The sequence below is a fragment of the Bartonella sp. CM120XJJH genome (assembly GCF_042194715.1).
Classification (GTDB): domain Bacteria; phylum Pseudomonadota; class Alphaproteobacteria; order Rhizobiales; family Rhizobiaceae; genus Bartonella.
The window spans coordinates 38,037-49,166 of sequence record NZ_JBHINE010000016.1 but is presented as its reverse complement, the minus strand read 5'-3'; the positions used below and the strand labels follow the sequence as shown (position 1 = coordinate 49,166).

Here is an 11,130-nt window from a genome sequence, read left to right as displayed (position 1 = left end):
TAAACTTTATTTTTTAATGAGAGGCTTTCCGCCTCTCAAACTCTCCGGAACGCTCACCAAAATCATGAGATCAGACCGCGTTTAATGAGAGGACTAACAAGCCTTGGTTCTTAAGGTCAAGGAGACCATTGCATGGCGCCTAACGGCGTCCTTGACAAAAGAACCTAGGATTGTTTTGTCCCTCTCACGCGGCTCCGAAATCATGATTAGAAGGGGAACTTATAGGGGGTGATATCAGGCATATCAATTTATCAAGGTGTTTTTTATATTATCAAGGTGTTTTTTGTGAGAGTGTGTGATGAATATTTAGGCTGGATTTCCTTGTTGGGTCTGATGAAACAGTTTCGTTTGAGGAGTGGGTGATCTGAAATTTATAGGGGGTGTTGGGTAAGAAGTTAAATTGTAGAGCATTGTTTATAGAGCACTGCGGAGTGGTGAACCTTCCATTTGGCCTCTTTCTGTGAATGTGTAAAAGCGTAAAAATGTGGATCTGTAAAGTGTAAGTGGAAGTTCAAGGACGTGGAGGATTTATGCATTGTGTAGGCTTGGGGGCTTGTTGGGCTTTTGTCATGGTGTGGAATGTGGTGAGATAAATGGGGGAAAGAGTTTCTGTGAATGGAGTGGGGAAAGCTGGGATGAAGAGGGGTGTTAGGCGCGTTGGTTGGAGAAGAGAGCATGGGGAATATTTTAAGGCATGGCTTATCTGCCGTGTTTGATGAAACAGTCTCGTTTGAGAAGGGTGATAATTATACGAAGTGATCAGCAGAGGAATCTGATAGACGAGAAATCAGATTGTTGCAGACCAGTGTTTACAGAGCGATGCGGAGTGGTAGTTTGGAAGTTTCATTTTGCCTCTTTCTGTGAATGTGTAAAAGCGTAAAAATGTGGATCTGTAAAGTGTAAGGGGAAGTTCAAGGACGTGGAGGATGTATGCATTGTGTAGGCTTGGGGGCTTGTTGGGCTTTTGTTATGGTGTGGAATGTGGTGGGCAGGATTGGGGGGAAGAGTTTCTGTGAATGGAGTGGGGAAGTTGGGATGAAGAGGGGTGTTAAGCGCGTTGGTTGGAGAAGAGAGCATGGGGGGGGATGGAGGTTGGAGAGAGTGCGTATGGATAAGAGAAGAGTGTGTCTAAGAGGTGGTGGTGCAAAGAGATGCGTGAAGGATGGCGGTTTAAGGAGAGTGGGCTTATCTGTGAATGTGGTCAGATAAATAGGGGAAAGAGTGCTGTGAATGGAGCGGGGAAGTTGGGATGAAGAGGGGTGTTAAGCGCGTTGGTTGGAGAAGAGAGCATGGGGGGATGGAGGTTGGAGAGAGTGCGTATGGATAAGAGAAGAGTGTGTCTTAAGAGGTGGTGGTGCAAAGAGATGCGTGAAGGATGGCGGTTTAAGGAGAGTGGGCTTATCTGTCTGGTCGGGTGAACCCGGCTCGTTTGAGGAGTGGGTGATCATTATAGGAAGTAATCAGTCGGGGCTTTTTAGAAACGCTTCATAGAGTGGTCATATAAGAGGTTGGATTGTTTTTACAGAACAGTATTTACAAAGCGGTATGAGGTGGTGAGACTTTCATTTGGCTTTATTCTGTGAATGTGTAAAAGCGTAAAAATGTGGATCTGTAAAGTGTAAGTGGAAGTTCAAGGTCGTGGAGGATTTATGCGTTGTGTAGGCTTGGGGGCTTGTTGGGCTTTTGGCATGGCATGGAATGTGGTGAGAGGATTGGGGGAGTGTTTTTGTGAATGGAGGGGGACGTTGGGAGTAAAAGGGGGGTTAAGTGTGTGACGGGGAGAGAGGGGTGCGTGGAATGGAGGGTGAAGAGAGTGTGTATGGACAAGGGGTGGGGGTGGATAAGAGTGGGGTATAGGGGAGTTGCAGTTTTTATTTAAATAATGACAGTGTGCCTTTCTCTCCCTCTTGCTATAGGGCTTGTGAGGACCCATATTCTTTTTAGCACTACGGTTCTTCTTCATGTGGCATCATTTGCAGTGTTTTGTGGGGTGTGGTTGGTCCTTTGAAGATGTCTCTTTTTTTGGAATATTGGGGGAATTTAAAGTGCGGTGGTGGCTTGAGATTTAAGGAAAAAAAATGAATTTGGAAAAATATAGCGAACGGTTGCAAGGTTTTTTACAATCAGCACAAAGTGGTGCACTCTCTTCTGATCATCAGCAGTTTTTGCCGGAGCATCTGTTGAAAGTGTTATTAGACGATTCTCAAGGATTGGCAGCATCACTGATCCAAAAAGCGGGTGGTGATCTTACTCTTATTCGAAAGGCGCTTAACGAAGCACTTGATGCTTTGCCTAAAGTGCAAGGGGGAAATGGGCAGCTCTATCTCTCTCAGCCTTTGGCAAAAGTCTTTAACATGGCGGAAGATCTGGCGAAAAAAGCTGGTGATCAATTTGTGACTGTGGAGCGTGTGTTGCAAGCGCTGATCATGGAAAAGACCGCAAAAACCGCTGATATTCTTACAAGCGGAGGGTTGACAGTGCAGGCGCTTAATGAGGCTATTAATGATTTGCGGAAGGGGAAAACAGCAACAAGCCCCCATGCCGAAAGCCAATATGATGCTTTGCAAAAATATGCTCGTGATTTGACAAAAGATGCTCGTGAAGGAAAACTTGACCCTGTTATTGGGCGGGAAGAGGAAATCCGCCGCACTATTCAGGTGCTTTCACGGCGGACCAAAAATAATCCTGTGCTTATCGGTGAACCAGGGGTGGGGAAAACAGCTATCGTGGAAGGGTTGGCATTGCGCATTGTTAATGGTGATGTGCCTGAAACTTTGCGTGATAAACAGCTTCATGCGCTGGATATGGGAGCGCTTATCGCTGGTGCAAAGTATCGTGGGGAATTCGAAGAGCGCCTCAAAGCGGTGCTGGCAGAGGTGCAAGCTGAAAACGGTCAGATCATTTTGTTTATCGATGAATTGCATAATCTCGTGGGGGCTGGAAAATCCGATGGGCCTATGGATGCTTCTAACTTGTTAAAGCCTGCTCTTGCACGTGGAGAGCTCCATTGTGTGGGGGCTACTACGCTCGATGAATATCGAAAATATGTTGAAAAAGATGCTGCTCTTGCACGCCGCTTCCAGCCTGTCTTTGTGCCGGAACCCTCTTTAGAGGATACTATCTCTATTTTGCGCGGTATTAAAGAAAAATATGAACAACATCACAAAGTGCGCTTGGCAGATAGTGCTTTGATTGCGGCGGCGCGCTTGTCTAACCGCTATATTACGGATCGTTTCTTGCCGGATAAAGCTATTGATCTTATTGATGAAGCGGCGGCGCGGTTGCGGATGCAGGTCGATTCAAAGCCGGAAGAACTCGATGCTGTTGATCGGCGTATTTTACAGTTGAAGATTGAACGGGAAGCTTTGAAAACAGATGTCGAGCCAACAGCAAGAGAACGTTTGAAAAATGTGCAGGAGGAACTGAAAACATTGGAACAACAGTCCGCTGAGATGACGACGGCTTGGCAGGCTGAGAAACAAAAATTAGGGCATGCTGCTGATTTGAAAAAACAACTCGAAGAAGCCCGTAATGCTTTGGCTATTGCTCAGCGTGATGGACAATTTCAACGCGCTGGAGAGCTTGCTTATAGCGTTATTCCTGAACTTGAAAAGCAATTGAGCATCGCTGAAAATGATGACCAACAAAATCATCTCGTTGAAGAGACGGTCACTGCTGAACATGTGGCACGGATTGTTTCACGCTGGACCGGTATTCCTGTTGATCGAATGCTGGAGGCAGAACGGGAGGCGCTTTTGCGTATGGAAGATGAAATTAGCAAACGTGTGATTGGGCAGGGTGAAGCTGTTCAAGCTGTTTCTCGCGCTGTACGCCGTGCGCGCGCAGGGTTGCAAGATCCCAATCGTCCGCTTGGCTCTTTCATGTTTTTGGGTCCTACTGGTGTGGGGAAAACCGAATTAACTAAAGCTCTTGCCGCTTTCCTTTTCCAAGACTCCAATGCCATGTTGCGTATCGATATGTCGGAATATATGGAAAAACATGCTGGGGCGCGGCTGATTGGGGCGCCGCCTGGATATGTCGGATATGAAGAAGGCGGCGTGCTGACGGAAGCTGTGCGTAGAAGACCTTACCAGGTCATTCTGTTCGACGAAATTGAAAAAGCACATCCTGATATTTTTAATCTCTTGTTGCAAGTGCTTGATGAGGGACGTTTGACCGATAGTCAAGGACGTACCGTCGATTTTCGCAATACCTTGCTGATTATGACTTCTAATCTTGGTGCTGAATTTTTAACCGCTTTGCCTGAAGGGCAAACCGTTGACCAAGCAAAAAATGATGTTATGAATGTCGTTAAAGCGGCTTTCCGTCCGGAGTTTTTAAATCGTATTGATGAGATTATTCTCTTTCAAAGGCTGCAACGTCACGATATGGAAGCGATCGTCGATATTCAGATAGAACATTTGCAAAATTTGCTCAATGAACGCAAAATAACTTTGCAAATTGAGCCAGAGGTAAGAAAATTTCTTGCCGATAAGGGCTATGATCCCCTCTATGGTGCGCGTCCGCTTAAACGGATTATCCAAAAAGAAATTCAAGACCCACTGGCGGAAAACATCTTATTTGGAAAAATTCACGATGAAACAACGGTGAAAATTACAAAACAAGGCGATCGGTTGGAATTTTTGCCTGAAGATTAAGTTTGGAGAAATTCACGCTATAAAGGGCGGTGATAATCCTATTATGTGATAAAACACCGCTCTTTGAGGCGTGCCTGATTTAGAAAAATTCACGATGAGACAGCGGTGTTTTATTGCAAAGCAAAGGGAGTGGTCGGTGTTTTCGCATGTTAAATGAGTGTTCTCGAATATCGTAGGATTCTTTCACTTCTGTTTGTAGTGAAAACTATTTTCTTGCAATGTTATAAGTGAAGTCACAAGCGGGATTGCTTTATTGCTTTATTGCTTTGTGCGTAAAAGCGTTAAAGAGAAATGCTGATTATCCTATCTGCCGTAAAACATTGATTTTTGAAGGGGTGTGGGGGCTGGTTTGAATTTGACTTAAGGGGGGTATGAATGGAATAATGTTGATCGTTGCGCTTTTGCTTAATCAGAAATCAACCACAAGATTGCTTTTTGTTTTTTCGGCTGGAGCTCTCTAAAGTTTTTTAAAAGGGTGTGTTCTTTTTCGCTGTATGTTTCTTGATCGTGGTGTAAGAGAGTTTCTTTTGTTGAAAGATCTTCTTTTGTGGCAAGGTCTGCATAAAAAAAGCTTATGGGAACTTCTAGTTTTTGGGCGATTTCGAGCAAACATTTGGCGCTTACACGATTGAAGCCTTTTTCATATTTTTGGATTTGTTGGAAACTGACGCCTAAATGACTCCCTAACTCTTTTTGAGAAACTCCCATTGCAATGCGTCTGTGACGGATTCTTTTGCCTATCAAAATGTCGATAAAATGTGGATTTTTAGTTGGCACTTCAAGCCCCCCCTCCGGTTGCGAGCGCCCTCGCATTGGTATTCCGGGAGTTAAAGGTACTGAATCCGAGTCAGCTTTTTGCTTTTAGTGCTGAGAAGCACCTGGACATAGCAAAATCTCCCGGAATTCCGGGATACCCGCAATGCGGGTTTGTTTTTACGCTCGGATTTAGGACCTTTAATCCCTCTTGATCGGTGCGTAGACGACCAAAATTACACTTTAAGTGATAAAGTAATTTCAGAAGATTAGCAAGAAAAATCAAAAATTTTCTATTATATTATGCCATAAAACACCGCTCTTTGAAGGGGAGTGAAGAGCTAGAATATTTGATGGCAGGGCTTGATTTATTGAGCCTTATGGATAAGAGGAGAGTGTGGGTAAGAGGTGGTGGTGCGAAGGGATGAAGGATGGCGGTTTAAGGAGAGAGGGCTTGATTTGTTGAGCCTGATGAAGTGCTGTTGTTTGAGGGGGATTTGAAGTTTAAGGGTACTAAGCAAAAAGCTTTGTTCGTTTACAGACCCGTGTTTACAGAGCAGTGCGGAGTGGTGGTTTGGAAGTTTCGTTTGTTTTTGTTCTGTGAATGTGTAAAAGCGTAAAAATGTGCCTGTGAGAAAGGAGAGGAGAGGGGGTATGTGTGCGTGTTTTTGGTCACTTTGGGCTTTTGGGGGCGTGGAATGTGGTGCGAGGATTGGGGGAAGAGTTTTCGTGAATGGAGGGGGAAGTTTAGAGGAAGAGGGGTGTTCAGTTGTTAAGTGTGTGACGGAAGAGAAAAAGGTGAAGGATGCGTAAAATGCACGGCTTTCCTCATTTCTTCAATGATGCGTGTTTTTCTGCTTTAAAAGCTTTTCGTATTGATCGTACTTGTGTCAGTGGTTAATGGATGATGGAACATGATCATCTTCAATTCAACACATTCTCTTATGCTATAAAGCACCGTTGTTTAAGGCAGAGAGGCGTTCAAGTTCTCGTATTTTTCGGGTATAATCAGGCATATATTCCGGCATAAAAACGAATATATTTTACAATTCCTCACGTTTAGGCTCAGCCCTGTAGCTCTTTGGCAATTTTAAGAAAGTAATTGAATTTTTCATTATTATATATATTCAATAGCGATACCTATATGAAGAGGGTTTTTCTATGTCTTCATTAACTGTTACAGCAAAGGGACAAGTGACGCTGAAGCGGGATTTACTCCAGCACCTTGGTGTTAAACCAGGTGAGCGGATCAACTTTGATAAGTTACCAGGTGGTGAATTTCGTATAAAAGCAGCACAGCCTACAAGCACAATTGAGGGCTTTATCGGACGATTTGCTGGAAAAGTTAAAAAAACACTGATTGTGGAAGAAATGAACGAAATTGCTGCTTCTGGTTGGGCGGGGGAAAAATGAAGATTTCTGTAGATACAAATGTTCTAGCCCGCGCTGTTTTACAAGATGATAAAAGCAAGGGAAAATAGCAAGTAAAATCTTAAGAGAAGCTTCTCTCATCGCTATTTCTTTACCTTGTCTATGCGAACTTGTTTGGATACTTTGCCGAGGTGCAAGTGTATCAAAAGAAGATGCAGCTGGAATGTTACGCGATCTGCTAGCAACTGGTAATGTCGTCATGAATCGACTTGCTGTTAAAGCAGGGCTTGCTATGCTTGAGGCTGGTGGAGATTTTGCTGATGGAATTATATCTTATGAGGGCATTGGCTAGGCGGTGAAACCTTTGTTTCATTTGATAAATTAGCAATAGACCTGTTAATCCAAAATCGGCAGTCAGCAAGATTCCTTTCCTAACACGTAAGTTAAGATCGTGATGTTGTCATTAATATAGGAATGATTGGGGTATAGGAATGATCGATCTCGCTTTTTTAACTTTATAGCATTTTTCTCTTAAATGACCTATGTTTTTTGAAGTTTTTTAATTGATTTTTTTCTGTTTAAGTTTTTTAAATTTAGTTAAGTCATGCTTTTTTGACATTGTGTTGGTATTCAATGTTTAAATAGCCTCTGTTTTCAAGCATTCTGTGTTATCTGAGGATTTCTTTGTTAAACGACAGTTATTTGTTTGTCCGCGATACTAGATAATATCTCAAGATTTTTTTGTTAAGACATTGTTCTATGATAAATTTATCCAATCATGTCCTAAAACATTGCTCTTTTGGGTGATATTAGGTATGGGATACTTTATTAGGCGGGGGTATTTTGCACACTGATTGGGCGGTCCTTTGAAGTTCATATCACTAATTATATTAAAAGGCGTGTAACTTTAACTGTAGAAAAGTTTAATATCAGGTGGGTGATATGAATTTATTTTTAAAAAAGAGTCCATTAGCTCTTTTTTGCTCTCTCTTTATTTCTAAAGTTGGTGATTATGCTTATGAAGTTGTTTTTGTTTTACTGGTCTTAGAATTAACTGATAACACCTTTTTTATAGGTCTTGTGTATTTTTTTCGATTTATCCCTTTTCTCTTTTTTGGCCCTATAGGAGGTTGGTTAGCGGATAATTTTTCTTTGAAGAAAAATATGATCTTAAGTGAATTGGTGAGATTATTTTCCTCATTATTCGTTTTGATAACCACTATAACAGGGACTGCAAATATTATTGTGCTTATTTTCGCAGCAATAGGTACAACGATCGGAAGAAGTATTTTTCAACCAAGTTTTCAAGCTGCTATTCCTAGGATGTTTTCAATAAAGGATCTTACAAAGGCAAATAGCGTTGCTCAAATTATAATTGAAACTGCATCTGTTATTGGTCCTTTGGTATGTTCCCTACTGCTTTTTTTCGCCAATAAATCGGCAGTACTCATTTTTGATTTTTTTACCTATTTTATATCTATTATCGTGTTATTTAATCTCATGAATTTAAATTCAAATGAGAATAAATCATTCAATTTTATAAATATTTATCGAGAAACGGCTTCCTATCTTAAATATATTTCTACTGAAAATAAACATTTATTTATTACGCTGGTTGGATCGTCGTTTGCTATTCTCTTTACCGGGGCTATTTTAAGATTTTTAATTCCAGCTTTTGTGCTTTCTGTGGGTGGAGAGGAAAGCCTTGTGAGTTATATTTTTTCTCTCATGGCTGTTGGAACTATTGTCGGTGGTTTGTTATATCATAAAATTATATTCAAGATTACATCTTTGAAGCTTATGGTATTTTGGCTTCTTTATGGGGTTATTCTGTTTGTTATGCCCTTAGCTGCAGAAATTTATTTAAAACTAATTTTAGGGCTAGCATTTGTTTTAGGATTTATTGGTGCCTTTGTGGATATTAGTTTAGTCTCAGCCATTCAATTATACTCTCGTTGTGAAGATTTTGGTAAGAGTTTTGGAACCTTTTCAACTTTAGCGAACTCTGCGGAAGCAATGTCTGGCTTTATTGCTGGACTTTTGGCATTCGTGGGATTGTTAAGCTCCTTTTTAGCGATGTCTGCCTTCATTATTTCTACGGGAATGATTGGCGTTGTAAAAATTAAGAAAAATAAAGAGTTAACACCTCTTAACACGACAGTCGATGACAACCATTGATATATCTAATATTTCTATGCCGTTTCTTTTTTATAAGACGGTTCGTTAATTATCCTGTTCATGATGTAAAAATACTGCTCTTTGAGGGGGGAGTGAAGAGCTAGAATATTTGAGGGCAGGGCTTGATTTGTTGAGCTTGATGAAGTGCTGTTGTTTGAGGAGGGGTGTCTGAAGACTGTAAGGTACTGGGAAAAAAGCTTTGTTCGTTTACAGACTATTGTTTACAAAGCTGTGTGGGGTGGTGAACCTTTCGTTTGGCTTTGTTCTGTAATGACGTAAAAGCGTAAAAATGTGAATCTGTAAAAGTGATGCGGATGATTTGTGGATTTATGTATTGTGCGTGTTTTTTGTCACGTTGGGCTTTTATCTGGCATGGAGAGGTGAGAAGGAGTTGGGGGAAGTGTTTTTGTGAATGGAAGGGAAAGTGTAGAGGAAGAGGGGGGGCAGTTGTTAAGTGTGTGACGGAAGAGAAAAGGAGAAATGGAGGATGGAGAGAGTGCGCATGGATAAGAGAAGAGAGCGTCTAAGAGGTGGTTTGGTGCGAAGGGATGAAGGATGATGTGTGAGGCGTAGATACCCCTTTGGGATGGAGAAAGAATGAAAAGGGGTAGGGATAAGCTTGCCTGTGGAATTTAAGTTGTGAAGTGTTTTGTTTTTATCAAATTGTCGTGTGGTATTTGGAAAATTTCATTCGTTGCTTTGGAGTAGAGCTTCACAATTGTTTCAAAAATACATAAAACAACTCATGATGAGCGTAAATATCGACCCCAAAAAGAAACAATATCGGTACAAATTGGTAGATAGTGGAAGAAGGCGGGATCTAAATGGCTCGTAAAGGATTAAATATTCAAACAATAATTACTCTTCGATCAAGTTATGATTTCAATGTTATGGGGATAAAAATATCATTTTTATTGCGTGGAAAGTTATCCAATGTCCGTACTTCTTTAATGATAAATCTGTCTTAAATAAGATGTAATACAAAAATCATGAAAGAAAGTATACATATAGTATATGTATACTACATTCTTTACATGTGTTTTTTCGTACTTTTAACATATATATTTTTTATGTTAAGTATAAGATTTGAGTACTATGAGAGAGGGGGCGTTTTTTTTACAAGTGAGAAAGTAATTAACGAACGCTTGATTGTAAAGAAATATGTTGTTAAGGCTATTGATTGAGAAAAGATGCTCTTATTTTTGATGTAGGAGCTTCTCAGGAGAGAATGCAATTAATAGGGGAGTTAAGATGTCAAAATATTTATTTCCGTTACCTTTTGTATTGGTGGCTGGTTGTGCATCTATGAGTAATTATTCATCAAGTTATGTCAGTCCAAATATTACGCAAGATGATATAAAATTAATTGCTAACGATTTTGTTCATAATCTTAAAAAACCTTTACCGTCCGCTACAACAACACTTATTGTGAAAAAAAATAAAACAGGAGACAACTTTACTCCCGTATTTATTGATCTCTTGCGACGGAATGGATATAACGTGATCTATACAGATCAACCAAATAAACAGCAAAATGGTGTAATCTTGACTTATCAAATAATGCCAATAAAGACAGGTATCCTGTCTATGGTTTCTTATGATGAGGTTGGAGTAACCCGTTATTATTTCCGTACTTATAATAGATGAAAATAATAGATGAAACCCCTTTGCTGGTTTGTCTCAAAGAAGTAGATAATGAAGAAATGTGTTTCAGGGGAAATGTTGGGATTAAATTAATCAATAAAAACTTACAGATGTGAAAATTATATATTCAGCCGACAATTATCCGTCGTCTCGTTTACAATTTCAGTGTTGTAATGAAGAAAGATGTCGTTTTATCTGTTTGCAATTCTTCATGTTCTGTATCAATTATATAGCGCTTTTATCGCTTCTGTCTTATAGAAAATTACTTTCTGTTCTGTGGCTCCGTATGTCAATTTAATAGTCAGATCTGAGCAATCAAATTCATATGACTCTTTATAAAAATCTGTTGTTTGAGATTGTTGAAAAGGTGTTTTTTTTATCAAATTGTCGCGTGGTATTTTGGGCGTTTCGTTTGGCTGTACTCTGTGAAGATGTAAAAGCGTAAAAATGGTGATCTGTAAAAGTGAAGTGGAAGTTCAAGTACGTGGAGGATTTGTGCTTTGTGGATTGTGCGTGTTTTTTGTCA

The 11,130-nt window shown here is 40.5% G+C and carries 9 protein-coding genes and 1 pseudogene; 9 read left to right on the top strand and 1 reads right to left on the bottom strand.

What is annotated here, in order from left to right; translation table 11 throughout:
- Window positions 1–593 precede the first annotated feature (593 nt).
- The 4 genes from ACFIKU_RS07045 (at window position 594) to clpB (ending at window position 4,658) form a co-directional block, all read left to right on the top strand.
- On the top strand, window positions 594–716 hold the full coding sequence (locus ACFIKU_RS07045; protein WP_375657085.1) for a hypothetical protein: 123 nt from the start codon (window positions 594–596) through the stop codon (window positions 714–716).
- Between the two features lie 214 nt (window positions 717–930).
- Window positions 931–1,209, top strand: coding sequence for a hypothetical protein (locus tag ACFIKU_RS07040; RefSeq protein ID WP_375657084.1), 279 nt, complete (start codon window positions 931–933; stop codon window positions 1,207–1,209).
- A gap of 440 nt (window positions 1,210–1,649) precedes the next feature.
- Window positions 1,650–1,775 (top strand): hypothetical protein, encoded by a 126-nt coding sequence (locus ACFIKU_RS07035; RefSeq protein WP_375657083.1) that lies wholly within the window; start codon window positions 1,650–1,652, stop codon window positions 1,773–1,775.
- 303 nt (window positions 1,776–2,078) lie between these two features.
- Entirely contained in the window at window positions 2,079–4,658 is a 2,580-nt protein-coding gene (gene clpB, locus ACFIKU_RS07030) for an ATP-dependent chaperone ClpB (protein ID WP_375657082.1), read from the top strand.
- 405 nt (window positions 4,659–5,063) lie between these two features.
- Here clpB and ACFIKU_RS07025 read toward each other — a convergent pair whose 3' ends face one another.
- Window positions 5,064–5,435, bottom strand: coding sequence for a helix-turn-helix domain-containing protein (locus ACFIKU_RS07025; RefSeq protein ID WP_375657081.1), 372 nt, complete (start codon window positions 5,433–5,435; stop codon window positions 5,064–5,066).
- Between the two features lie 630 nt (window positions 5,436–6,065).
- Between ACFIKU_RS07025 and ACFIKU_RS07020 the strand changes: the two genes are divergently transcribed.
- The 5 genes and pseudogenes from ACFIKU_RS07020 to ACFIKU_RS07000 all read left to right on the top strand — a co-directional run bounded on the left by ACFIKU_RS07020 (window position 6,066) and on the right by ACFIKU_RS07000 (window position 10,607).
- Window positions 6,066–6,224, top strand: coding sequence for a hypothetical protein (locus ACFIKU_RS07020; RefSeq protein ID WP_375657080.1), 159 nt, complete (start codon window positions 6,066–6,068; stop codon window positions 6,222–6,224).
- 348 nt (window positions 6,225–6,572) lie between these two features.
- A complete protein-coding gene (locus tag ACFIKU_RS07015; RefSeq protein WP_375657079.1) occupies window positions 6,573–6,824 on the top strand; it encodes an AbrB/MazE/SpoVT family DNA-binding domain-containing protein in 252 nt (83 codons plus the stop codon).
- Window positions 6,821–7,217, top strand: a pseudogene (locus ACFIKU_RS07010) (type II toxin-antitoxin system VapC family toxin). Before ACFIKU_RS07015 ends, ACFIKU_RS07010 begins: the two are co-directional and overlap by 4 nt.
- 507 nt (window positions 7,218–7,724) lie before the next feature.
- A complete protein-coding gene (locus ACFIKU_RS07005) occupies window positions 7,725–8,960 on the top strand; it encodes an MFS transporter (protein WP_375657078.1) in 1,236 nt (411 codons plus the stop codon).
- A gap of 1,251 nt (window positions 8,961–10,211) precedes the next feature.
- Window positions 10,212–10,607 (top strand): hypothetical protein, encoded by a 396-nt coding sequence (locus ACFIKU_RS07000; protein WP_375641774.1) that lies wholly within the window; start codon window positions 10,212–10,214, stop codon window positions 10,605–10,607.
- The last annotated feature ends 523 nt before the right edge of the window (window positions 10,608–11,130 follow it).

Coding starts and splice junctions, on each gene's coding strand:
- ACFIKU_RS07045 (WP_375657085.1), top strand. CDS start 594: ATGGGGGAAAGAGTTTCTGTGAATGGAGTGGGGAAAGCTGGGATGAAG.
- ACFIKU_RS07040 (WP_375657084.1), top strand. CDS start 931: ATGCATTGTGTAGGCTTGGGGGCTTGTTGGGCTTTTGTTATGGTGTGG.
- ACFIKU_RS07035 (WP_375657083.1), top strand. CDS start 1,650: ATGCGTTGTGTAGGCTTGGGGGCTTGTTGGGCTTTTGGCATGGCATGG.
- clpB (WP_375657082.1), top strand. CDS start 2,079: ATGAATTTGGAAAAATATAGCGAACGGTTGCAAGGTTTTTTACAATCA.
- ACFIKU_RS07020 (WP_375657080.1), top strand. CDS start 6,066: ATGTGTGCGTGTTTTTGGTCACTTTGGGCTTTTGGGGGCGTGGAATGT.
- ACFIKU_RS07015 (WP_375657079.1), top strand. CDS start 6,573: ATGTCTTCATTAACTGTTACAGCAAAGGGACAAGTGACGCTGAAGCGG.
- ACFIKU_RS07005 (WP_375657078.1), top strand. CDS start 7,725: ATGAATTTATTTTTAAAAAAGAGTCCATTAGCTCTTTTTTGCTCTCTC.
- ACFIKU_RS07000 (WP_375641774.1), top strand. CDS start 10,212: ATGTCAAAATATTTATTTCCGTTACCTTTTGTATTGGTGGCTGGTTGT.